Genomic DNA, 21841 nt, shown 5'->3' on the forward strand with positions numbered 1-21841 from the left:
AGTACTCACAGGCACGCAGTGCTTCCCCCCGCTTCGAAGGTGGCGGTGTCGCAATAGGCGGCGCGCGGATAGTACGGACCCATCGTGGCGGCCGGGTCGGTGTGATCGTTCTGCGAAGCCTGCACCGACTGGGGGTAGAAGGCGTCGGACGGCAGCATGTACCGCAGGAACAGGACCTTTTTCGCGACGTCGGTGGAGCCCCAGGGGATGACGGTGACGGCCGGGTCGGACGCGGCGCGGGCGGGGACGTCCTGCGGTGCGGCGACGACGTACGTGTAGTTGCCGTCGCCGTCGGTGCGTGTCTGGAAGTCGGCGGCGCACGCGACGACCGGGTACGGCGTCGCCTGATCGTTCTGGCACATCGACCAGTACCGCACCTGGCGGCCGGGTGCGGTGACGGGTTGGCCGGCACGGGTGTCGGGGAACGTCGGTGCCCGGCCCTGCACGACGACGATGCGTCCGGGCTGGTACGTCAGGCCGGCCCCGACATATTTGTTGTCGCCGTTGGGGAACAGGCCCGACGTGCTCGCGGGGTTCACGAACGTCGCCTCGGGCACGTTGCCGGGGAACGCGCCGGACGCTGCGCCGGCGATGATCTGGTCGAATGCGGCCTCCGCGATCTGTCCGAGTGGTCCGTTGTCGTAGGCGGTGGGGTCGAATTCGGATCCGCATGTCGGCACCGGCGACGTTCGGCCCCCGAACGTCAGCGTCACGTCGGGTAGTGGAACACCGCCGGTCGGCGATGCGGGGTCGTCGGGGACGTACACCCGGATGATGAGGAAGCCGATGGGTACCGACTGCGTGTCGGCGCCGGCGGGCAGGGCCTGAATCTGGTTGCGGGAGTGGTCGGCCGGACCGGTCACGACCGTCGCGTGCCAGCGCTTCTGCGTGGCGGGCAGGGCGCCGGCGGCGGCGTCGGCGAACGGGTTTTCGCTGCCGGGGTCGGGTCCGATCTGGTTGTCGCGCAACGTGTCGACGGTGTCGAAGTTCGTCCCATACGTATTGAGCGAGAAGTACCGGGCGGCCGGGTAGGTGCCGCTCAGTTCGATGGTGTCATCCGGCCCCAACGCGTAGGGCAGCACCCAGTACGTCGCGTTGGCGTCGGGGAAGGCGACGTCGAGCACGGTCGAGTCGGACATGAATTGCCACCCGCACTGCGCGGTCGGTGGGGGCGCCGCGGACGCGGGGGAGGTGCCGCCGGACCACAGCAGCAGAACCAGCACGGCGGCAACGACTTTCCCGGCCATAACCGTCAGAACACCTCCCCGAACGCGGTCAGCTTGTCGATGCCCTCGCGGTCGATCTCGCCGGGCGTGTACCGGTTGATCAGCTGGATGTAGGCGAGGTAGCGGGCCATCGCGTCGGCACCCTGCTGAGCGAACGCCGGGGGGAGCGGCGCGGCGAGCTGAGTCGGCAGGTACTGGGTCATAAGCTGCGCAGCCATGGCCGGACCGCGCGGGTCGTGATCGAAGGTGTTGTCGAGTTCCGCCCGGCCGCGTTCGGTGGCGTAGTCGTAGAACTCGTACTGGAACGACGCCGGGTCGACGTAGGCGGTGGGCCCCAACCACTTCGAATACACCGCGACCTTCGCCTCGGGGGTGCGCAGCACGTAGATGTGGGTGGGGGAATTGTTCCAGTTGACCCCCTGCGGTGCGTGCTCGTTGGTGGCGAGGACGACGTGGTCGCGACCGGCCGCGGTGTTGCTCCGCAGCAGCGGCATGAGGTCGGCGCGTTCGGCATAGGTGGCGAACAGGTCCCCGGACATCCAGTTCCGGTCGCCGTGCCCGAGCGTCGCGAGCAGCGGCACGACGTCGACGCTCGACGTGAGCTGGCCGCGCGGGGTGTCGGTGTCGCCGGTGAATCGCCCGGTCGGGTCGGCGACGATCAGCGGGATGTGGAATGCCTCGTCGTAGGCGGTGGACAACTTGCCCGCGACGAAGCCGTGCGCCCCGGCATATTCGCCGTGATCGGATGTCATGACGAAGACGGTGTTCGCCGCGACATCCTCCGGCAGCGAGTTGATCACCGTGCCGATGTGGTGATCGACCATCGACAGCACGTTGGTGTAACTGTCCAGGGCCCGCTCCCAATACGTGTACGGCGCGAACGCGATGTGACGGTCGGGATCGGTGCCCTGGCCGTAGGGCTGGAGGTAGTAGTTCGACAGATTCTGGATGTCGTCGGTGACGCCGCCCCACACCAGGGCCTGGAACTCCCGGGCGAACACCTGGGTGCTCGGTTTCGACTGCAATGCCTTCTCGGGTTCCCAGTTGGGCGGCACCGACGGATAACCTAGGCGCGGAGGGTCGCTCTCGGCGGTGGTCACCGACCAGGCCCGCGCGGGACTGAGCGGGGGAACGTTGTTCGCGTACAGCGACTGATACCGTTCCGCTTCCGTTCCGGCCCAGAAGAACTGCTGGTCGTGGGGATTGACGAAGCTCGCAGTGAGACAGAACGGGCCGTCCCCGGGCTTCCGTGTCGACAACCACGCCGCGGCCTGGTCGGCGATGTGCCCGTCGAATTCGAATCCCTCACCGTTCATTCCGATGATGTCGGGCATGGTCAGTCCGTCGAACCCGTACTCCTCGAGGTAGCCGGGGGCGAGCCCGGAGTCCTCGTCGGGGGACGGCGACAGATGCCACTTGCCGACGTACGGCGTGACGTACCCCGCCTGCCGCAGCAGCTTGCCGTACGTCGGAAAGTCCCGTCCCATCGCGGGCGACGGGACGGGGGAGGCCCGATTACCGGTCCGTGTCTGCAGCATCCAGTTCTGCAGCGGATACAGCCCGGTGACGAAACACGCACGGCCGGGGCTGCACGCCACCCCGGCCGTGTAGTGCTGCGTGAACTTCACCCCGGGCGCCCACAGCGTGTAGAGGTTGGGCATGAACCGCTGCAGAAACTGGTCGGCAGTGGTGATCCCCGCGGGAAAGACCTGGGGAAACCGCATCTCGTCGACGACGATGAACACGATGTTGGGCTGCACGTAGTTGCTGGGCTGCCGGTGCAGCGGCTTCTCCGATGCGTCCGCCCGACGGTCGAAGAGGCCCGACATCACGGTCACCCCGCCGGCGACCGCCGCACCCGAGAGAAAGGTTCGCCTGTCGATCCGGTGGCCGGCCTGCTCGTCGCTCATGGCGGTTCCTCCGGTCGAAGGGATGGGATCGTCTCACTCTCTGTACCCACTATCGAACGAAGTAGTGATGTGTCGCCGGAAATGTCGCCCGTGATTGGATACACCCGTGAATGCCGTAGTCCCGACCCCGCCCGATCCGTTCTTCACCGTCGGTACCCGACTCGACGGGCAGCTGGGTCGTACCGGAACCATTCACACCCCGCACGGTGACATCGCGACGCCGTCGTTCGTGGCCGTCGGCACCAAGGCCACCGTCAAGGCGGTGCTGCCGGAGAGCATGAAGGAACTGGGCGCGCAGTCGCTGCTCGCCAACGCGTACCACCTGTACCTGCAGCCCGGGCCGGACATCGTCGACGAGGCCGGCGGTCTGGGCAAGTTCATGAACTGGGACGGCCCGACGTTCACCGACAGCGGCGGATTCCAGGTCATGTCGCTGGGCGTCGGGTTCAAGAAGGTCCTCGCGATGGAAGCGGTCGGGGTGCGCTCCGACGACGTCATCGCGAAGGGCAAGGAACGCCTCGCGACCGTCGACGACGACGGTGTGACGTTCAAATCGCACCTGGACGGGTCGCGGCACCGGTTCACCCCCGAGGTGTCGATGCAGATCCAGCACCAGCTCGGCGCCGACATCATGTTCGCGTTCGACGAGCTCACCACGCTGCTGAACACCCGCGGGTACCAGGAGCAGTCGGTGGAGCGGACGCAGGCGTGGGCGGTGCGCTGCATCGCCGAGCACGAGAAGCTCACCGCCGAGCGCGCCCATCGCCCGTACCAGGCGCTGTTCGGGGTTGTGCAGGGCGCGCAGTACGAGGACCTGCGGAGGCAGGCGTGCCGGGGGCTGGAGTCGATCACGGGGGAGAGCGGCCGCGGGTTCGACGGATACGGCATCGGCGGTGCGCTCGAGAAGCAGAACCTCGGCACCATCGTCCGCTGGTGCAACGAGGAGCTTCCCGAGCACAAGCCGCGGCACATGCTCGGCATCAGCGAGCCGGACGACTTCTTCGTGGCCATCGAGAACGGCGCGGACACGTTCGACTGCGTGAATCCGTCACGGGTCGCGCGCAACGCCGCGATCTACCACCCGGACGGCCGGTTCAACATCAACACCAGCCGCTTCCGTCGTGACTTCACGCCCATCGACGAGAACTGCGATTGCTACACCTGCGCGAATTACACCAGCGCCTACATTCACCATTTGTTCAAGGCGAAGGAAATGCTGGCGTCCACGTTGTGCACCATCCACAACGAACGCTTCACCGTGCGGTTGGTCGATCAGATACGCGCCAGCATCGAGGGCGGCTACTTCGACGAGTTCAAAGCCGAAACCCTGGGCCGCTTCTACCGCACGTGAGTGGGAAAGCGTCCTCGGGCACACTTTCCCACTCACGTGGGGGTCAGAGCTGGTAGGTGGGTTCGCGCTTCTTCACGTACGCGATGACGCGGTACGTGATCGGCATGACCAGTACCTCGACGAGGGTCTTCCACAGGAATCCGACGATCACGTAGTTGACGAAATCGCTCCACGTGCTGATGCCGATCGCGCCTGCGGCGATGGAGCAGAAGATCAGGGTGTCGGCGAACTCACCGACGATGGTGGACCCGATGAGCCGCGCCCACAGGTGCTTCTCCTTGGTGCGCTCCTTGATCAGGACCAGCGTCACCGAGTTCAGCATCTGCCCGACGAGGTAACCGGCCAGCCCGGCGAGCAGCAGTCGCGGGTAGACGCCGACGACGGACCGCAGCGCCTCCTGGTTCTCGTAGAAGTCGGCGGACGGCAGCTCGATGAGGAGCCAGAAGCAGAACGCGGCCAGGATCAGGGCGCCGAAGCCCAGGTAGATCGCGCGACGCGTCGACTTGAACCCGTACACCTCGCTGAGGACGTCGCCGAGAATGTAGGCGAGCGGGAACAGGAAGAAGCCGCCGTCGGTGATGACGGGCAGGATCTGCAGCGGCCCGATGGTCAGCGACGAATCGGCGAAGAACGCGACGCCCTTCGTCGCGCAGATATTCGAGATCAGCAGCGTCGCGGTGAAGAGGGCGACGAACGTGGGGTAGTACCCCCGGCTGACGTGCGCGAACGTCGCGTGGTCGTCTGGTTTGGTCTGCTGATCTGAGGCTGTCACGCCGCAATCCAAGCACCTGCAGGTGGAAGGGCGCGAATCAGGAACGGGTGAACGTACCTTTTGTCCGATCTGACGCGACGAAAGATACGTTCACCCGCACGGTAGGACGGGTTCGGACTAGCCCTGAACGACGCGCGTGCCGCCGGCCAGTTCGTCGTGCTTGCCCTGCTTGGTGGGGCTGCCGTTGATCGTCACCCCGATGACGATCGCGGCGACGACGCCGAGCAGACCGAACAGGAACCCGAGGAGCGGGAACCCGCCGAGCGCGGACAGGACGTAGAAACCGTTCCTGGTCAGCGACTGCTGCTGGGTGGGGAGTCCGCCGGTCGGGCCCTCGACGCGCAGACCCAGGAGCTGCTTGCCCAGGGTCTGCCCCCTCGTCGTCTCGAGGAAGACGAAGTAGCCGACGGCGGCGGCCGCGGTGAGGATCGCGCCGAGGACGCTGCCCAGGAAGTTGCCCAGCACCAGCGCGAGGACGGTGCTGACCACGGCCATCGGGATGCCGACGATCAGGCCGTCGATCACCCGTGCGCCGAGGCGGGGAAGAAGTTCACCGGGACGGGACGGGTCGAACCCGAAGTCCGGCTGCGTGAACGGCTGGGTGCCGAACTGCTGTGCCGAATCGAACTGCGGCGGTGCGCCGAACTGCTGTCCGTACTGCTGCTGCCCCGCCCCGTTGTAGTGCGGTTGCCCGTACTGCTGCCCGCCGAACGGCTGTTGTCCCTGGCCTGGATCGAATCCACCGGTAGTCATGTGTTCCCCCTCGAATCTCGAGTCCTGAATGTCTCGGATGACGCCTGAGCACCTTACGCAAGGGGTGGAAGTGACTCGAGTGACGGGAGTGGCAAAACGGGTGAGCGTACTTTCCGTCCGCGAAGGACAGGAAGCACACTCACCCGTGGGAGCGAGCGGTCAGGCCGCGACGTAACGGCCGGTGAGCACGCGGTACGCGTAGGTCGACGCGATGATCGTGATCGGGATCGAGACGAGAAGTCCGACGCCGCAGAGGAGTGCACCGACGATGTTGATGCCGACGAGAGCGAGGGCCAGCAGCAGCACCGGGCCGACGTTCTGCGAGATCACGCGGAAACTCGACTTGATGCCGGTGATCGCGTCCTCGTTCTGATCGATGACGAACTGCAGCGTCCACCAGGTCAGGAAGATGACGATGAGACCCGGGATGATGAGCAGGACGAAACCGATGGTGGCGGCCACACCGATGATCACGCTGGCGATGATGATCGCCCCGACATTGGTGAACTGGAAGAACGAACCGAACGCCGGCTTGTTCCCGTCCACCTCGTGCAGTGCGCCCCGCACGAGAGCCGCATTGATCAGATAGCCGACGATGGTCGTGACGATCGTGCCGATGATGCGCCACACCGAGAACGCCGCGCTCATGTCGGACGACGTGCTGAAGCCGCCGAAGACGAGGTTCAGCACCACCTGGATGATGGCGGCGATCAGCAGGATGCCGATCCAGATGAGCGCGTTGTCCTTGAATTTGTTCCAGCCGTAGCCGATCGCGTCGCCCACGGAGAACTGCCCCGGCGTCTGCCCGGGCGTGCCGTAATCCGACATCGGCGGAGGCGGCGGATATCCACCGGGCGGCGGTCCCTGGGGCGGCGGCGGGTAATTGCCCTGCGGCGGCGGGTAATTACCGGGAGGCGGCGGATAGTTTCCGCCGGGGGGCGGCGGATAGTTTCCGCCGGGCGGGGGCGGGTAGTTTCCGCCGGGCGGCGGTGGCGGATATCCGCCGGGCGGCGGTCCCTGCGGCGGCGGAGGGTAATTCCCCGGGGGCGGCGGATAACCACCGGGCGGCGGTGGAGGATTGCCCCGCGGGGGGTATCCGCCCTGGTCACCACCTTCAGGTTTGTCGTTAGGGTCGTATCCACCAGTCGTCATGTGATCCCCTCAGCAAGAGTTGAATGCTCGCGCGTGACAGTGCGAATAAACACTACGTGGACAATCCTTTACTCGCCTCCCTTTGGTCTGCTTCTTCTCCTGCGGTTTTGATGCTTTACGCTGGTTATCGTGACTAATTCTGGGGGATCGGACGATTCGAATCCGTACAACGGGCAAACACCACCCACTTATGGCGAGGTTCCCGGCTTGCCGCGCGACGGATACGGGGTCGACGAATCCGGTTATCCCACCTATTCGGCGCCCACCGAGAAGTACCCCGACTATCAGCAGCCGGGCGCGTATGGGACTTCTCCGAATCCGTATGCCGCGCCGAATCAGAATCAGTACGGCGGCGACCAGTACGGGGCGCCGAACCAGCAGTACGGGACGCCCAACCCGTATGCCGCCCCGAATCAGTACAGCGCCCCCAACCAGTACGGCGGCGCGCCCAACCAGTACGGGGCTTCGGGCCAATACGGCGGTCCCGCCCCGCAGTACGGCGCACCGAACCCGTACGGCGCGCCCTACCCGCGGCCGCTGGGGACGAACGGTCTCGCGATCGCGTCGCTGATCACGTCGATCGTCGGCGGATGCTTCTACGGCCTCGGCTCCATCGTCGGCATCATCCTCGGCATCATTGCGCTGGGCCAGATCAAGCAGTCCGGGCAGGAGGGCCGCGGACTTGCGATCGCCGGAATCGCCATCGGCGGCGCCTACGTCGTCGGCTGGATCCTGTTCTTCCTGATCATGGTGATTGCTGCGGCGTCGGGAGCCTGACCACCCACGGTTCGCGGTGCAGGCGGGCCGGGTCGAACCGGTCGAGGAGTATCCCGAGATCCACGACCTCGCCCGGTTCCGCGAGCGCGAGTGACGTCGCCAGCACTCCGAGGACGTCGCTCGGGGTGCGTCCCAACGCTTTCTGGTCGGCGAGCGTGACGGCGCCGTCGCGTTTCGCGAGCCGTTTGCCGTCCTCGTTGAGTGCGAGGGCCACGTGCGCGTAGGTGGGGGCGGTCAACCCGAGCAGCCCGGCGAGGTAGGCCTGGCGGGGCGCGGACGAGAGCAGGTCGTCGCCGCGCACCACCTGATCGATTCCCTGGGCGGCGTCGTCGACGACCACCGCGAGGTTGTAGGCGGGTGTCCCGTCGCCGCGCCGCAGCACGAGATCGTCCACCATGCCGGAATAGCTGCCGTGCAGGACGTCGTCGATGGTGAACGACGTGACGCCGGCGCGCAGCCGCAGCGCGGGGGGTCGGCCGCCGGCGAGCCGGTCGGCGCGTTCGTCCGGTGTCAGGTTGCGGCAGGTCCCCGGGTACGCGCCCTGCGGTGCGTGCGGCGCCGACGCGGCTTTGAGGATTTCTCTTCTCGTGCAGAAGCACTCGTACGTGAGGCCGGCGGCGTGGAGTTCGGCGATGGCAGCGTCGTACCGCGACAGTCGGTGCGACTGCGACACGACGTCGCCGTCCCAGTCGAGGCCGAGTTCCGCGAGGTCGGCCAGTTGCCGGTCGCGGGCGCCCTCGTGGACGCGGTCGAGGTCTTCGACGCGCAGGAGGAACTTCCGGCCGGTGGACCGGGCGAACAGCCACGCCAGCACGGCGGTCCGCAGGTTGCCGAGGTGCAGGTCGCCGGACGGGCTGGGCGCGAACCGCCCCGCGCCCCCCGCCCGATGTGACAGCGGTTCACTCTGACGAGACGGATGTGACATCGGCCGAGGGGTCAGCTGGCCAGTTCGATCGACGACGACGGCACGACGTCGGCGCCCTGCAGAATCATGCCGATCTGAATGTCGAGGGCGTGCTCGAGGTACTCCGGCGGGTACAGCGCCGGACTGCCGATCGCATCGAGGGCGAGGCCGTCGACGGTGGCGAGGAGAAGCGCCGCACGGGTTTCCGCCTCCGGGGTGCCGATCCCGATGAGCACGGCGGACAGTCCGGTGCGGATGGTGAACAGGGTCTTGCGCCGGATCTCGGCGAGCGACGGGGAGGTCGCGGCCCGGACGGCGAATGCCGCCATGACGTGCGCCTCCCGCGACCGCGCCTCGTCGAGCGGCAGCAACTGGGACATCGCGGCGAACAGGGCCCGGGCGGGATCCCCGCCGCGCTCGACCTCCGACAGTCGGGCGAGGAGTTTGTCGACGAGGGTCCGCAGGGCGAACGCGAACATCTCGTCCTTCGTGGAGAAGTGGTGCTGCACGGCTCCGATGGACACACCCGCCCTCTTGGCGACCTCGCGCACGCTGGCGCCCTCGAGCCCCGACTCGGCCGCGACGTCGAACAGGGCTGCGGCCAGGCGTTCGGGGCTGGTGGACGAGTATCGGCGTTCGCGCATGCCTCGAACATTACTGACGTATTGAATCAATACATGCGTCAGGTGCCCGTGTTGCCGCGAGTGGCGGGTGTGACTTCGTTTATCGGCGGACGTACGTCAGGACAATCATCCCGCTCTCGAAGGCGCGGCTCGCGGCCAGCCGGAACCGCTGAGGGCCGAATTCGCCGTCGAACAACGGAATGCCGGTGCCGATCGCCACGGGGTTGAGCTTGATCCGGAGCTCGTCGATCTCGGGTTGGACCGCGGCGGCGAGCTTGCCGCCGCCGCACAGCCAGATGTCCTTGCCGTCCTCCCGCTTGAGTTCGCGGACCTTCTCGATCGGATCGCCCGAGACGATCTCGACGTCCGGGTCGGGCGACTCGGTGATCGTGGTCGAGAAGACGTACTGCCGCAGATGCGCGTACGGGCTGGTCATGCCGAGGTCGAGGCCGGGCTGGTAACTGGCGCGGCCCATGAGCAGTGTGTCGAAATGTTTGTTGGTGGCGTCAATTCCCAGCGGTGCCCGCATGTGGGTGGGGACCGTCTCGGGGTACTCGGCGATCATCACGGGCATGTGATCGCCGTCGATCTCGAAGATGGTGCCGGTGGGGTCCGAGCCGTCGGCGCCGGCGATGAATCCGTCGATGGTGGCGGCGGCGTAGTAGACGAGCTTTCGCATGTGAGTCCTCCCGTGGTCGGTAACAACTCCATTTGTAGTACTATGACTGAAGTGGTTGCAAGTCCTTTTCGTCGAGGAGTGTCGATGGCGCAGAATCCGGAACGACGTGCGGCTCTCGTGAACGCCGCGATCGAAGTGCTTGCGCGCGAGGGTGCGCGCGGCCTCACCTTCCGCGCCGTCGACGTCGAGGCGAACGTCCCCAAGGGGACGGCGTCCAACTACTTCGCCAGCCGCGACGACCTGTTCGACCAGGTCGGCAAGCGGATTCACGAGCGGATGGGTCCCGACCCCTCGGTCGTCGAAGAAAGCGGGCGCAACCCGCAGAATCTCGAGCTCGCGATCGAGTACATGCAGGGGCTGTTCGGCAGGATCACCCGCGACCGCACGGGCTATCTCGCGTTGCAGGAATTGCGACTCGAAGCGGTCCGGCGTCCCGAGTTGCGGACCACGCTGACGCGCACGATCTCCGAGAATCTGGAACGCGACATCGGTTTTCACCTCGACTCGGGACTGCCCGGTGATCGCAGCACCGTGCTGATGCTCTACCTCGCGATGAATGCGCTCATCGTCGAGCACCTGACGCTGCCCGGCGTGCTCGAGGGGGTCGACACGGAGCGGCTCGTCGCCGATCTCGTGACGCGTGCCGTCGCTACGCCGGACGCCTGAGCGCGTAGTCGTCCACGTACTCCTGCCCCGACAGTGTCATGAGGGCGTGCATCAGCTCGTCCGTCGCGGCCCGGACGACGTGCCGGTTGTCGCGTAGCTCGGCGAATCGGGTGAAGTCGAGCGGTTCGCCGACGGTCACCGTCACCTTGCCGAACCGCCACATCCGCGATCCGGCGGGGTTGACCTGCCGGGTGCCGTGCATGGCGACGGGCACGAACGGGGCGCCCGTCGCGAGCGCGACCCGGGCGATTCCGGTCTTGCCCTTGTGGAGTCGGCCGTCGGGAGACCGGGTGCCCTCGGGGTAGATTCCCCAGACCTTGCCGTCGTCCAGGATCTTCCGCGCGGTGTTCAGTGCGGATTCCGCCGCGGAGGCCCCGGATCGGTCGATCGGCACCTGGCCGGCCGCGGTGAAGAACCAGCGTTTCGCCCTGCCTTTCGCGCCGCTTTCGGTGAAGTATTCGCTCTTTGCCACGAACGTGATGCGCCTGCGCACCATCAGGACGAGGAAGAACGAGTCGACGACTGTGAGGTGATTGCTCGCAAGGATCACCGGACCCGACGCCGGGATGTGGTGTGCACCGTCGATCGCGGGCCGCCCGAACATGCGCAGCACCGGTCCGATCAGCACGTACTTGAAGATCCAGTACCACACGGTGAACTCCTCACTCGGGCGCCATTGCGTGAGTAGACATTGTCTACTCACGCAATGATAGACACTGTCTACATGAGTGGAGAAGTGCAACCCCTGCGCGTGCGGCTGATCGACAGTGGCCGCGAATTGCTGGACCAGGGCGGCATCGACGCCGTCGGGCTGCGCGCCGTCGCCCGGCACGCGGGTGTCTCGCACGGCGCGCCGCGACGGTACTTTCCCACCCACAAAGCATTGCTCGCCGCGATCGCCGCCTCGGGATTCGCCGAACTGGCCGACGAGCTCCGGTCGGCGATCGCGTCCGAGTCGGACCCCCTCGCACGCGTGCGGCGGACGGCACGGCAGTACCTCTCCTTCGCCGACACCCACCGCACCCTGTTCGAGTTGATGTTTCGGCACGACCTGCTCGAAGGGTCGGGCGAGGACCTGCGGCAACACTCGAAACCTCTGTTCGAGACGGTCGTCGCACTCGTCGCGGACACCGGCTCCGACGAGCCGCGCGTGGTCGCGTTGAACCTGTGGACCCAGCTGCACGGGGTGGCGACCCTCTGCGCCACCCGCAGCATCGAAGTGATCGCCGGCGACTTCGACGTGGACAGCTTCGTCGCGCAGCTGATCGACCTACATCTCAGGGCGTAGGCATGACGGCGCGCGGCAGGTCGGCCCGCAACTCCACATCGGTGACGAAGTCCCCGTCATCCGGCTGGTAGCGCCGCTGCGGATCGAAGTCCTCCACCCGGAAGCTGTCCAGCGTGGGGGAGTGCGTCGTGACGGCGAGGGTTCCGCCGTCGAGATCGAACTGCAGGAGTCGCTGGAACCCGGTCTCGCGGCGGGTGTCGACGGTGAAGTACTGGTAGTCGGCGAGCAACTCCACGACCTTCCGGTCCGTGTCGCCCACCTCCCGGTCGGTGACCGTCGTCTGCCCGTCGACATGTCCTGCGAGGACCAGGAACACCGTGTCGAAGGGAACGACGAGCCGGTTCCAGATCTGCTGTCCCGCACTGCTACCGATGTCGCCGAACCCGCTCATCCGCAGCGAGCCGTCCTCGTCCAGGTAGTAGTGGCTGCCGATCATCACGTTGCGGTCCGGGTGGTCGGCGAGCACGTCCTCGGCCCACTGCAGTACGTGCTCGGGCGGGTTGTAGCCGATGTAGAGCATCAGGAACTTCGCGCCGGCGATGTCGAGCAGGTCGTAGTGCGCCGAATTGTCCGTGTCCGTGACGGATTCGCCCCAGTACGGCCGGTCGCGGTACCGCCACGGCCCGAAGAACTCGTTGTAGAGGGCGTGATTCTTCTCGTGCTCGCCGGGAATGAGCCGTCCGCCGACGTTCCACAGGTTGTCGTGGTTGCCGGGCAGGACGCCGTAGGGAATGCCTGCCTCTTCGAGCGTCGCCATCGCCTTGTCCGCGACTTCGAACTCGGGCCGGGCGCGGGACTCGGGTGCGCCCGGGCGAATCCAGCTCTGGACGAGGTCGCCGGTGTGCATGGAATAGGCGATCTTGCGTTCGGCGGCGTTCTCGGCGGTCCAGCGGGTCATGTCGAAGTACACCTCCGGCCGGTCCCGCGAGACGTACTGGGTGTCGGAGATGTGCTGCAGCGCGAAGTCGTACGCGTTCGGGTCGGCGAACTGCTGATCGGCTGTCGCGTTGGCCTCGCGGAAACTCCGGTCGCGTCGCGGACCGTCGATGACGAGGATCTGCGCGGAGTCCTCGCCCTCGATCCGGGTGGTCAGGGTGACCGGACCGCCCGGTTCGGACGCCTGCGCCGTCGCGACCGGCTCACCCCAGCTCTGCGCCTCCTCGTCCCACACGTGCATCGCGAGGTCGTCGAGATTCACCGAACGTCCGTGCCAGGTCACGTCGGTGCCTGCGGGCTCCGGACCGAACCGGACCTCGTACCGCATGTACGGGTACTCGTCGAAGCGGTGGCTGGTGGCCGACATACCGTTCGACTCGTCACCCGGAACCCGCTGTGAGGGAGCGGCGTCGCCGGTGGTCCCGGCGAACATGACCGCGGACGCGAGCGGCGCCGAGGTGACGAGGCCACGCGCCGGCAGACCGGATGCGCCCCGGGGTTCGGGATCGGCCACCGCGACCACGTCACCGCCGAGCAGCGCCGCGGCCAGTGACACCGCCGTCAGCGCGGCAATCCTGCCCGGCACGCTCATGACCCGAGGTTACAAGCGCGACCGGGCAGGCGCTCGGGTCAGGCCTTGCGGCCGAGGAAGGCCAGGACCCGGGTCTGCTCGTCGGCGTCCGCGGAAACGTCCACGGCTGGACCGCACACCCCGGCCGTGCGGATGCTCTCGCCCATCTGCTCCGCGACGCCACCCACCCAGGTCAGGTCGTCGGCCGGGATGGTCTCGTCGAGGCCGGTGGCCCGGGCGAGGTCCCAGCCGTGGATCACCAGGTCGAAGCAGTAGAAGCTGTCGATGGTCTTTCCGAGGTCGGTGCGGCCGAAGTGCCCGTCGTACTCGCGGCTCACCAGAGCCGGGTCGTTCAGGATCTCCTGCATGCCGTCGCGCGTGGCCGCCCATGCGGCAACCGGGTCGTCGTCGACGGACGGCGGTTCCGGCAGTTCCAGATCGACGACGGTGACGATGTAGCGCTGCGTGTCGATCACGTGCCGCACGACGTCGCGGGCCGTCCAGCCGTCACACGGGGACGCGTCGTCCCAGCGTTCGGCGGGCACGGATTCGACGCGCTTCGTGAACTTCGCGGCGAGGTCTCGGTAGTGGGCTGCGGGGGTTTCGGTTGTCGAGGTCATGCTGCCGATTCTTCTCCCGCCCGGGGCCCGAGGGCTTGAACATTTCCGACATCGACGACGGATTCCGTCCCGTGCCAGTCGGGGGCCTCACTGGCGAGGAGGTCGGACGGGGTGAGCGAGGAGATCCGCCGGCATTCCCGCGACAGGTGCGCCTGGTCGCTGTAGCCGGCGGTGGCGGCGAGGTCGGCGAGCCCGGCCCGCGTCCCCGACTGCGCCAGCGCCATGAACCGCTGCAGCCGCAGGATGCCGCGGAGGGTCGCGGGCCCGTATCCAAACGCGTCGTTGCATCGCCGCTGCAGTTGCCGCTCCGTGACGGAGGCGGCGTCGGCGAGCGCGCCCACGTTCCACGAGTGCCGGGCCAGGGCCTGCCGGACGGTGCCGATCAGCGGGTCCGCGTCCGGTCCGCGATTTCGCCACGCGCGCACGGCGTTCTCGAACAGGGCGATTCGTTCCGCGTAACCGGGCGCATTGTCGAGCCGGTCGGTCAGCGTCCGTTCCCACGTGGATCCGAGCACGTCCCCGAGACCGACCCGGATGTTGCGGACCTCGGCCGCCGACGTCCGCAGCAGATGCGAGGCGGCGCCGGGACGGAAACGGACGCCGACGGATTCGGTGCCCGGCGGCAGCGTGAACGACCACGCCGTGGTTTCGGGACCGCACACGCGGATTCCCACACCCCGGATCCACAGGATGTCCATGCACGCATCCGGCACCAGCAGATGCTCGCCCTGCGTGCGCGCGGACCACCCGCACACCAGGGTGCCGGTGAGATCGGGCGACGGTGCGGTCGGCGTGTACCAGCCCATGCACAGGAGCCTAATCACGGATACCGACACGTGCGGGCCCGTCACATCGCCCGAAGTGCCCGCACCGGCACGCAACTCGAGGTGAACTGTATGCACGGGTCCGCAGAGGTTCCCCGGAGGCCCGCCACTTCGCCGTCACAGAGAACGAGGACTCCATGAGACGAACATGGGCGCTGGCAGCGATCGCCGCCGTCAGCCTGACCTTCTCGAGTTGCGCCTACGACAGCACCGATTCCGGCGACACGGGCGGCAACGCCCCGGTGTCGCCGACGCCGACGTCCCCGCCAGCCGCGCCCGGCACACCCGTACTGAAGATGGGACCGACGACGCTCGGCGAGGTGATGGTCGACGACGGTGGCATGACGGTCTACGTGTACGACAACGACGAGGTCGGCTCCGGCGCCAGTTCGTGCCGGGACACGTGCCTGCAGTCGTGGCCGCCGGTCACCTCCGTCACCGAGAACCCGACGGTCCAGGGGTTGCAGGAAGTCGTCATCGACACCATCCCGGCGCCGGACGGCACCCATCAGCTCACCGTCAACGGACGCCCCGTGTACCGCTACAAGGACGACAACGAACCCGGCGACGCATTCGGGCAGGCGGTCGGCAGCGTGTGGTGGACCCTCGACTCCGCAGGCAACCCGGTCACGACAACTGCGGGCGGCGAGTAGCGCGGTCGATCCTCAGGTGGACGGTGACGGTCAGCGCTGCCGACAGGACGGCAGCGAACCAGAGGGCGTCGAGCCCGATCCAGTGGTGCGCGAGGGCGCCCGTCACCGCTCCCACCACCAGACCGGCCCACAGCGCGAAGTGTCGAAGCCACGCCCACCGCGGCCCGCCGAACAGTGCTCCGGCCAGCCGATGTCCCATCTTCACGAGCGCGCCCGTCATGTAGGTGAGACCGATGGTCACCTCGCCGTCGCGCTGGAAGAAGGAGTTCTCGGCGCCCATCGCGAGCAGCATCGCGCCGACGGCCACCGTGCTCGCCCCGACAGTCGCGGCCACCGCGCCGACGATCAGCAGTCCCGACACGACAGCGAGCACCGTCGTCCGGACGGGCAGGCGCCGACGATCGGACAGGTGCACGACCACGGCGCCGAGGGCGCAGCCGAGAACGAACATGCCGATCACCGCGGCAGCCGTCGCCGCGTGCGCCCACGCGGCGTCTGCGAACCCGACACTGAACCGGGTGAGGTTGCCGCTCATGAACGCGACGAAGAACCCGCCGAGCGTGATGAATCCCAGCGCGTCGACGTAACCGGCCAGCGTGGACAACACCACCGCCAGCGCGAGTATCCGCCTGCTGTCGTCGATCGGCACACCCCACATCAAACACCGCAGCCGACGACAGTGGCCCCCGATCCGGAGATCGGGGGCCACTGAGGCGTAGGTCAGGCGATCACGACGCCTGGCTCAGGAGGTCCCGAGGGCGGGTGCCAGCGTGTTGGCCCAGGACTCGTGCAAGCGGTCCTGCCAGTAGTTCCACGTGTGGAGGCCGTCGTCGGTGATGTGGGTCTGCAGCTTGGCGCCTGCGCGCTGCGCCGCGGGCACGAACACCTTGCTGCTCAGACCGGAGGCGGTCTCGAGGGGGACCGTCTGCGAGAACTTCACCGGGTCGAACGAGGCGCTGTCCGGGTCGACCGTCGGATCGCCCGCCGCCGAGCCTGCGCCGGACGAGATGTAGACGGACTTGCCGCGCAGCGCGCCGACGTTGAGCAGCGGGTCGTTGCGAAGCCACGCACCCGACGGCCAGAAGCCCCACATGTTCAGCGCGTTGCCGCCCATCTGAGCGACGGAAACCTGGATGCCCTGCGCGAAGCCGGGCGAGCTGGCCGTCGGGTAACCGCTGTACGACGCGACCGCCTTGTAGAAGTCGGGACGGTGAGTGGCGAGGTTCAACGCGGAGGTGCCGCTCATCGACAGACCCGCGACCGCGTTGTTCACCCCGTCGCTGCCGAACTGGGAAGCCATCACCGGGGGCAGCTCATTGGTCAGGAACGTCTCCCACTTGACGCGGCCGAGCTTCGGGTCGTCGCGCTGCCAGTCGGAGTAGAAGGTGCCGCCGCCGCCGAACGGGATGACCACGTTGACGTGCTTGCCGGCGAAGAAACTCTCCACGTCGGTCTCGATCAGCCAGCCGTTGTTGTCGTCCGGTGCCCGCAGACCGTCGAGCAGGTACAGGGTCGGCGCGGGACCACCGCCCGCGGCCTTGAGCACCTTGACGGGAATGTCCTTGTCCATCGACGGTGAATACACCGAGATCAGGGCCGAGTCGGCGTGGGCGACGCCGGTTCCGGCCAATACGGACACGAGGCCCGATGCCAACACTGCGACCAGGCCCACGATCAGTGCGCGGGTGCGACGAATCGCCATACGAATGTCCTTTTATCTCGAATCGACACACAGCACAGCGAACGCTGCACCGCAGACGATAACAGGAAGATAACGGGTTGTGCCCGCTGTGGCCAGGACTTTCGGCTCCGACAGGCGATCGGTCGTCGCTCGAAGACAGAAAAAAGAAACCCCTGCGAACCGCTTCTCAGCAGTTCACAGGGGTTCCTGTGGCGGAGGATAGGGGATTTGAACCCCTGAGGGCGTTAACCCAACCCGCGTTCCAGGCGAGCGCCATAGGCCACTAGGCGAATCCTCCGTGGAGGAGCATACCCAACGACGGCGGCTCACCGTTAAACGACCAGGTAGCCGCCCGTTCTAGGCCCACTTCAGCTGGGTGAGGGCATGCTCGGCGAGAGGGACGGACCGGTCGCAGGACGTGTCCGCGTTCGCGGTGGCGTCGAGACCGAATTTCGTCTCGATCGACAGGGTGCCCGCATCGGTGGTGACCTCGAGGATGCACTGGTACTTGCTCTCGGCGAGCGCGCGCCCCTCGAGCCCGCCGACGTCGATCGTGCGCAGCGGGTCGACCGGTTCCGGCGCGCTCGTAGTCGTGATCGTCACGGTGTTCAGCGCCTCGGGCTTGCCCCACGTGCAGGCGCGACGTTCGGGACTGTCGGTGGCGGTGCCCTCGCCGGCGCCTGCCGTGAGGAGCGGTGCGAGCGTCGCATCGTCCGCGAGCGTGCACGGCTCGGCCGCGTCCCAGCTCACCGCGTCCGACGTGGCTGCGTCGTCGCTGCCTCCGCCGCACGCCGACAGTGCTGCCACGACGGCGGCGAGTGTCACCGTGTGTGCTGTCCTTCTGAGTTTCATCCCGATCCTTTGCCGAAGGTGGCCGAATGCGGGGGCGACGGTAGCACTGGCCGTGGTCAGAGGTGCGGCGTCGGGCCCGGGCCGGGGTGGATCCCGACCACGTCTCGGGGCCGTCTACACTCTGTGGTGGATCCCGCGCGGCGCGCATCCTGTGAACTCCCCCAGGGCCGGAAGGCAGCAAGGGTCAACGGGCTCTGCCGGGTGCGCGGGGTCCCCTATCTTTCGCATACCCGACCCACGACGTCGGTGAGAGGCCGCTCCTGATGACCAACCAGACCCAGATCGGGTTGATGAGCCATGAGGAACTACTTTCGGAGCACGAGCGCCAGACTGCGAGTTACGCGCAGCTGAAGACGGAGAAGCTCACGCTCGACCTCACTCGCGGCAAGCCCTCGCCCGAACAGCTGGATCTGTCGGCGGCGCTGCTGACACTGCCCGGTGACGGCGACTTCCGCGACGGCAACGGCACCGACACCCGCAACTACGGCGGGCTGACCGGGCTGCCGGAGCTGCGCGCCATCTTCGGTGAACTGCTCGGCATCCCCGTCGAGAACCTGCTCGCCGGCAACAACGCCAGCCTCGAGATCATGCACGACAACGTCGTGTTCGCCCTGCTGCACGGCACCCCCGACTCCCCGCGCCCGTGGTCGCAGGAGGAGAAGGTCAAGTTCCTGTGCCCGGCACCCGGTTACGACCGGCACTTCGGGATCACCGAGACGTACGGCATCGAGATGATCCCGGTGCCGATGCGCCCGGACGGCCCCGACGTGGGCGTCATCTCCGAGCTGGTGGCGAACGATCCGCAGATCAAGGGTCTGTGGGCCGTCCCCAACTACTCCAACCCGACGGGCGCGGTGTACTCGGAAGAGGTGACGCGGACGCTGGCGTCGATGCCGGCCGCAGCCCCCGACTTCCGGCTGTTCTGGGACAACGCCTACGCCGTCCACCCGCTCGTCGGCGAGACGGCGCCGTCGCTGGACATCCTCGGGATGGCCGCGGAGGCGGGCAACCCGAACCGGCCGCTCGTGTTCGCGTCGACGTCGAAGATCACGTTCGCCGGTGCCGGCGTCAGCTTCTTCGGTTCCTCGACCGCGAACCTGGCCTGGTACCAGAAGTACCTCGGCAAGAAGAGCATCGGTCCCGACAAGCTGAACCAGCTGCGGCACCTGCGGTTCTTCGGTGACGCCGAGGGCGTGCGCGCCCACATGGAGAAGCACCGCGAGATCCTGGCGCCGAAGTTCGCGCTCGTCCTGAAGATCCTCGAGGATCGTCTCGGGGCGTCGAAGGTGGCGTCGTGGACGGAGCCGAAGGGCGGATATTTCATCAGCCTGGACGTCGTCGAGGGCACCGCGAAGCGCGTCATCGCTCTGGCGAAGGACGCGGGGATCGCGCTCACCGCCGCCGGATCGGCGTTCCCGTACGGCGTCGACCCCGAGGACAAGAACATCCGGCTCGCGCCGAGCTTCCCCTCGATGGAGGATCTGGACAAGTCGATGAACGGTGTCGCGACGTGCGTGCTGCTCGCGGCCACCGAGTCACGCCTGGACCTGCCGAAGTCCTAGTAGAAGACGTCCGGCCGCTCACCCTTCATGGGTGAGCGGCCGGACGTGTCTCTACATCCTGGCGTAGCGCGCCATCACGAAGCTGTACAGCCCGTACGCGGCGATGCCCAGTCCGGCGAGGACCAGGAGGAACTGCCCGAACGGCGCCGAGCCCAGTGTCTTGACCGCGCCGTCGAGGCCGGTGGCCTTGGACGGGTCGGCGTTGACGACCGCCACGATCACCAGCACGCCCGCGCCCGCGATGACGAGCCCCTTGGCGACGTAGCCGACCACTCCGAGGGGCTCGACGAGCTTCGACGGGGTGCCCTTCAGGTCGTCCAGGAAGTTCTTCGACGCCCCCTTGTAGATGTGGTAGCCGCCGATCGCGATGGCGACGAGACCCACCACCACGAGAAGGATCTTGCCTCCCCCGGATTCCATGAGGCGTGCACTCATTCCGGCGTTCTGCTGACCGCTCGATTTACCACCGCCGCTCGCGAACTGGTACGCCGAGAAGGCGAACGCGAAGTAGACGACGGCCAGGCCGAACGCCTTCGCGCGGTCCAGCAGGGACGTGTCGTCGCCGTCGCCCCCGGAATTCTCGGTGACGTGGGGGCCGAGAACGGTCTCGGCGAGCCGCCACAGCGCCATCGCGATGAACGCGACCATCGCCACCCACAGCACGAACCGGCCACCGGGTTTGGCGGCCAGGGCGCCGAGGGCCCCGGACTGATCGGCGTTGCCGCCGGTGCCGAACGCCAGCTGAACGATGATGTACGCGATCAGCAGGTGGACGAAACCGCTCATCACGTGGCCGGCGCGCGCGACCCGCTCGAAAGTGTTGCTGTCGGTTGCCCTGTCGACGGCGCGGCTCATCCCGTTGGCTCGATTCGTTTCGTTCTGGGCCATCGGGTGTCCTTCGGGTTGTGTGAACGGACCGGAGTCCCTGTGACGTAGAGGTACCCGATATGGGCCGCGCCGACACGGGGTGAGCGCTATCGCACTGCGTTCGTGACCCGGTCGATCAGGTTGGACGCGCTGTAGTAGTCGAGGCGGAAGCTGTCCTTCCCGAGCCCGATCACCTGCTCCTTCTCCACGGACGGCGTCTCCCGCAGCGTCGGATCGGTAAGGAACCTGTCGGCGTCCGCTGCTTCACCGATCACGATGAACGTGGTGTTGCCGGGCACGGCTCGCGGCAGGTTCTCCTGCCCGGCCGGCACGACGTCCTTGCGGCCGGCCATGATGCCCTTGTCGGCGGCGGTGAGGTCGGACGGCAGCTCGGCGAGCGAGAATCCGAGGCGTTCCAGCAGGATGCCCTGCGCCGATTCGGCAGTGAAGATCCGCGACTCCTCCGGCGAGTTGTATGCGAGCACATTCACCGGGTTCGCCGCAGCGACCGTGTCGCCCAGCGCCGCTTTGGCGTCGTCGAGTTGCTGGTCGAATTTCGCGACGAGGGCGTCGGCCTGTGCCTCGGCCCCGATGGCCGCGGCGATCTGTCCGCTGAGGTCCTGCCACGACTTGTCGTCGTATCGCAGCACCACGACGGGCGCGATCTGCTTCAACGTGTCCACCTGATCGAGCGCCGAGTCGCCGCCGGTGGCGGACATGAAGATGAGGTCCGGATCGGCGGCGGTGATCTTCTCGACGTTGGGTTCGCCCTGGTACAGCGTGTCGACGCCGCGCTCGGCGGCGATGTCCGCCCACTGCGTGAACAGACCGTTCTCGTCGGTCACGTCGCTGGCTCGCTGCGCGCCGGTACCGATCAGTGGGGCGTCGAGGGCGAGCAGTGAGCCCGTGAGGGTGACGCTGGTGGACACGATCCGCTCGGGCTTCTGTTCGATCGTGATGCTGCCGGTCTCGTCGGTGACGGTGCGCGGCCAGTTCTGGTCGGACGCGGCGGTGGTGCCGGTGGTCGCGGCGTCGGAATCGGGATCGGATGAGCACGCGGCAGCGCCGATCCCGACGGCGAGGACAGCGACGGCTGCCAGTGAGCGACGAAGTTTCACGGTAAGACTCTCTTTCGCACGGGTAAGGAAGCTGATTTAGGCTAGCGTTACCTACA

At 67.2% G+C, this 21841-nt stretch carries 23 protein-coding genes, 1 tRNA gene and 1 other RNA gene; 7 read left to right on the forward strand and 18 right to left on the reverse strand.

Features of this window, described 5'->3' with window-relative positions:
- Positions 1-5 precede the first annotated feature (5 nt).
- Entirely contained in the window at positions 6-1247 is a 1242-nt protein-coding gene (locus QM841_RS15925; protein ID WP_283332712.1) for a hypothetical protein, read from the reverse strand.
- A 5-nt stretch (positions 1248-1252) separates the two neighbouring features.
- Complete coding sequence (locus tag QM841_RS15930) at positions 1253-3136, reverse strand: sulfatase-like hydrolase/transferase (protein ID WP_283332713.1); 1884 nt, start codon at positions 3134-3136, stop codon at positions 1253-1255.
- A gap of 106 nt (positions 3137-3242) precedes the next feature.
- Between QM841_RS15930 and tgt the strand changes: the two genes are divergently transcribed.
- The gene (gene tgt / locus QM841_RS15935) at positions 3243-4487 is read left to right on the forward strand and encodes a tRNA guanosine(34) transglycosylase Tgt (protein WP_009477237.1); all 1245 of its coding nucleotides are present in this window, start codon (positions 3243-3245) and stop codon (positions 4485-4487) included.
- 43 nt (positions 4488-4530) lie between these two features.
- Here the strand turns inward: tgt and QM841_RS15940 are convergent, their stop codons facing one another.
- The 3 genes from QM841_RS15940 to QM841_RS15950 form a co-directional block, all read right to left on the reverse strand.
- Positions 4531-5259, reverse strand: coding sequence for a queuosine precursor transporter (locus QM841_RS15940; protein ID WP_005248717.1), 729 nt, complete (start codon positions 5257-5259; stop codon positions 4531-4533).
- A 117-nt stretch (positions 5260-5376) separates the two neighbouring features.
- Complete coding sequence (locus QM841_RS15945) at positions 5377-6012, reverse strand: RDD family protein (protein ID WP_283332714.1); 636 nt, start codon at positions 6010-6012, stop codon at positions 5377-5379.
- Positions 6013-6171: 159 nt separating this feature from the next.
- On the reverse strand, positions 6172-6840 hold the full coding sequence (locus QM841_RS15950) for a DUF2189 domain-containing protein (RefSeq protein WP_317569518.1): 669 nt from the start codon (positions 6838-6840) through the stop codon (positions 6172-6174).
- A 531-nt stretch (positions 6841-7371) separates the two neighbouring features.
- On the opposite strand from QM841_RS15950, the gene QM841_RS15955 reads away from it, so the two are divergent.
- Positions 7372-7941, forward strand: a complete 570-nt coding sequence (locus QM841_RS15955) for a DUF4190 domain-containing protein (protein ID WP_280781956.1) — start codon at positions 7372-7374, stop codon at positions 7939-7941.
- Here the strand turns inward: QM841_RS15955 and gluQRS are convergent.
- The 3 genes from gluQRS to QM841_RS15970 all read right to left on the reverse strand — a co-directional run bounded on the left by gluQRS (position 7910) and on the right by QM841_RS15970 (position 10147).
- Positions 7910-8866, reverse strand: a complete 957-nt coding sequence (gene gluQRS / locus QM841_RS15960) for a tRNA glutamyl-Q(34) synthetase GluQRS (RefSeq protein WP_283332716.1) — start codon at positions 8864-8866, stop codon at positions 7910-7912. The genes QM841_RS15955 and gluQRS overlap by 32 nt on opposite strands.
- A gap of 11 nt (positions 8867-8877) precedes the next feature.
- Positions 8878-9489 (reverse strand): TetR/AcrR family transcriptional regulator, encoded by a 612-nt coding sequence (locus QM841_RS15965; protein WP_011596657.1) that lies wholly within the window; start codon positions 9487-9489, stop codon positions 8878-8880.
- Between the two features lie 79 nt (positions 9490-9568).
- Positions 9569-10147 carry a dihydrofolate reductase family protein gene (locus tag QM841_RS15970; protein WP_283332718.1) on the reverse strand — a complete coding sequence of 193 codons (579 nt, stop codon included), beginning with the start codon at positions 10145-10147 and terminating at the stop codon, positions 9569-9571.
- 84 nt (positions 10148-10231) lie between these two features.
- Between QM841_RS15970 and QM841_RS15975 the strand changes: the two genes are divergently transcribed.
- On the forward strand, positions 10232-10813 hold the full coding sequence (locus tag QM841_RS15975) for a TetR/AcrR family transcriptional regulator (protein ID WP_283332720.1): 582 nt from the start codon (positions 10232-10234) through the stop codon (positions 10811-10813).
- Here QM841_RS15975 and QM841_RS15980 read toward each other — a convergent pair.
- A complete protein-coding gene (locus QM841_RS15980) occupies positions 10797-11465 on the reverse strand; it encodes a lysophospholipid acyltransferase family protein (protein ID WP_283332721.1) in 669 nt (222 codons plus the stop codon). The two genes, QM841_RS15975 and QM841_RS15980, sit on opposite strands and share 17 nt — an antisense overlap.
- Positions 11466-11519: 54 nt before the next feature.
- Here QM841_RS15980 and QM841_RS15985 point away from each other — a divergent pair, with 54 nt between their 5' ends.
- Positions 11520-12101, forward strand: coding sequence for a TetR/AcrR family transcriptional regulator (locus QM841_RS15985; RefSeq protein ID WP_283332723.1), 582 nt, complete (start codon positions 11520-11522; stop codon positions 12099-12101).
- Here QM841_RS15985 and QM841_RS15990 read toward each other — a convergent pair.
- From QM841_RS15990 to QM841_RS16000, 3 genes are read right to left on the reverse strand one after another with little or no spacing between them, the layout of a single operon-like run.
- The gene (locus QM841_RS15990; RefSeq protein ID WP_283332724.1) at positions 12091-13629 is read right to left on the reverse strand and encodes a metallophosphoesterase; all 1539 of its coding nucleotides are present in this window, start codon (positions 13627-13629) and stop codon (positions 12091-12093) included. The genes QM841_RS15985 and QM841_RS15990 overlap by 11 nt on opposite strands.
- A 38-nt stretch (positions 13630-13667) precedes the next feature.
- The gene (locus QM841_RS15995; RefSeq protein WP_280781798.1) at positions 13668-14228 is read right to left on the reverse strand and encodes a TIGR03086 family metal-binding protein; all 561 of its coding nucleotides are present in this window, start codon (positions 14226-14228) and stop codon (positions 13668-13670) included.
- A complete protein-coding gene (locus tag QM841_RS16000) occupies positions 14225-15034 on the reverse strand; it encodes an AraC family transcriptional regulator (protein WP_283332725.1) in 810 nt (269 codons plus the stop codon). Before QM841_RS16000 ends, QM841_RS15995 begins: the two co-directional genes overlap by 4 nt.
- A gap of 155 nt (positions 15035-15189) precedes the next feature.
- On the opposite strand from QM841_RS16000, the gene QM841_RS16005 reads away from it, so the two are divergent.
- Positions 15190-15705, forward strand: a complete 516-nt coding sequence (locus QM841_RS16005; RefSeq protein WP_005248698.1) for a COG4315 family predicted lipoprotein — start codon at positions 15190-15192, stop codon at positions 15703-15705.
- Here the strand turns inward: QM841_RS16005 and QM841_RS16010 are convergent.
- The 4 genes from QM841_RS16010 to QM841_RS16025 form a co-directional block, all read right to left on the reverse strand.
- Positions 15680-16363 (reverse strand): YoaK family protein, encoded by a 684-nt coding sequence (locus QM841_RS16010; RefSeq protein ID WP_283332727.1) that lies wholly within the window; start codon positions 16361-16363, stop codon positions 15680-15682. The two genes, QM841_RS16005 and QM841_RS16010, sit on opposite strands and share 26 nt — an antisense overlap.
- A gap of 84 nt (positions 16364-16447) precedes the next feature.
- Entirely contained in the window at positions 16448-17407 is a 960-nt protein-coding gene (locus QM841_RS16015; RefSeq protein ID WP_105413940.1) for an alpha/beta hydrolase, read from the reverse strand.
- A gap of 189 nt (positions 17408-17596) precedes the next feature.
- Positions 17597-17684, reverse strand: a tRNA-Ser gene (locus QM841_RS16020).
- A gap of 59 nt (positions 17685-17743) precedes the next feature.
- Positions 17744-18238: a DUF3558 family protein gene (locus tag QM841_RS16025; RefSeq protein ID WP_283332728.1), complete on the reverse strand. Its 495-nt coding sequence runs from the start codon at positions 18236-18238 to the stop codon at positions 17744-17746.
- A gap of 125 nt (positions 18239-18363) precedes the next feature.
- Here QM841_RS16025 and ffs point away from each other — a divergent pair.
- Positions 18364-18458, forward strand: an RNA gene (gene ffs, locus QM841_RS16030) — signal recognition particle sRNA small type.
- Between the two features lie 43 nt (positions 18459-18501).
- Positions 18502-19800 (forward strand): aspartate aminotransferase type Ic, encoded by a 1299-nt coding sequence (locus QM841_RS16035; RefSeq protein ID WP_105413939.1) that lies wholly within the window; start codon positions 18502-18504, stop codon positions 19798-19800.
- A gap of 51 nt (positions 19801-19851) precedes the next feature.
- Here QM841_RS16035 and QM841_RS16040 read toward each other — a convergent pair whose 3' ends face one another.
- Positions 19852-20688 carry a DUF1206 domain-containing protein gene (locus QM841_RS16040; RefSeq protein ID WP_280781793.1) on the reverse strand — a complete coding sequence of 279 codons (837 nt, stop codon included), beginning with the start codon at positions 20686-20688 and terminating at the stop codon, positions 19852-19854.
- A gap of 86 nt (positions 20689-20774) precedes the next feature.
- Positions 20775-21785 (reverse strand): Fe2+-enterobactin ABC transporter substrate-binding protein, encoded by a 1011-nt coding sequence (fepB, locus tag QM841_RS16045; RefSeq protein ID WP_283332730.1) that lies wholly within the window; start codon positions 21783-21785, stop codon positions 20775-20777.
- Positions 21786-21841: the final 56 nt, after the last annotated feature.

It is taken from the genome of Rhodococcus sp. IEGM 1307 (assembly GCF_030056915.1).
Lineage (GTDB): Bacteria > Actinomycetota > Actinomycetes > Mycobacteriales > Mycobacteriaceae > Rhodococcus_F > Rhodococcus_F opacus_D.

Bases quoted from the DNA above. Each gene is read 5' to 3' on its own strand.
- QM841_RS15925 (WP_283332712.1), bottom strand. From the start codon at position 1,247: ATGGCCGGGAAAGTCGTTGCCGCCGTGCTGGTTCTGCTGCTGTGGTCC.
- QM841_RS15930 (WP_283332713.1), bottom strand. From the start codon at position 3,136: ATGAGCGACGAGCAGGCCGGCCACCGGATCGACAGGCGAACCTTTCTC.
- QM841_RS15945 (WP_283332714.1), bottom strand. From the start codon at position 6,012: ATGACTACCGGTGGATTCGATCCAGGCCAGGGACAACAGCCGTTCGGC.
- QM841_RS15950 (WP_317569518.1), bottom strand. From the start codon at position 6,840: ATGTCGGATTACGGCACGCCCGGGCAGACGCCGGGGCAGTTCTCCGTG.
- gluQRS (WP_283332716.1), bottom strand. From the start codon at position 8,866: ATGTCACATCCGTCTCGTCAGAGTGAACCGCTGTCACATCGGGCGGGG.
- QM841_RS15965 (WP_011596657.1), bottom strand. From the start codon at position 9,489: ATGCGCGAACGCCGATACTCGTCCACCAGCCCCGAACGCCTGGCCGCA.
- QM841_RS15970 (WP_283332718.1), bottom strand. From the start codon at position 10,147: ATGCGAAAGCTCGTCTACTACGCCGCCGCCACCATCGACGGATTCATC.
- QM841_RS15975 (WP_283332720.1), top strand. From the start codon at position 10,232: ATGGCGCAGAATCCGGAACGACGTGCGGCTCTCGTGAACGCCGCGATC.
- QM841_RS15985 (WP_283332723.1), top strand. From the start codon at position 11,520: ATGATAGACACTGTCTACATGAGTGGAGAAGTGCAACCCCTGCGCGTG.
- QM841_RS15990 (WP_283332724.1), bottom strand. From the start codon at position 13,629: ATGAGCGTGCCGGGCAGGATTGCCGCGCTGACGGCGGTGTCACTGGCC.
- QM841_RS15995 (WP_280781798.1), bottom strand. From the start codon at position 14,228: ATGACCTCGACAACCGAAACCCCCGCAGCCCACTACCGAGACCTCGCC.
- QM841_RS16000 (WP_283332725.1), bottom strand. From the start codon at position 15,034: ATGGGCTGGTACACGCCGACCGCACCGTCGCCCGATCTCACCGGCACC.
- QM841_RS16005 (WP_005248698.1), top strand. From the start codon at position 15,190: ATGAGACGAACATGGGCGCTGGCAGCGATCGCCGCCGTCAGCCTGACC.
- QM841_RS16010 (WP_283332727.1), bottom strand. From the start codon at position 16,363: ATGTGGGGTGTGCCGATCGACGACAGCAGGCGGATACTCGCGCTGGCG.
- QM841_RS16015 (WP_105413940.1), bottom strand. From the start codon at position 17,407: ATGGCGATTCGTCGCACCCGCGCACTGATCGTGGGCCTGGTCGCAGTG.
- QM841_RS16025 (WP_283332728.1), bottom strand. From the start codon at position 18,238: ATGAAACTCAGAAGGACAGCACACACGGTGACACTCGCCGCCGTCGTG.
- QM841_RS16035 (WP_105413939.1), top strand. From the start codon at position 18,502: ATGACCAACCAGACCCAGATCGGGTTGATGAGCCATGAGGAACTACTT.
- QM841_RS16040 (WP_280781793.1), bottom strand. From the start codon at position 20,688: ATGGCCCAGAACGAAACGAATCGAGCCAACGGGATGAGCCGCGCCGTC.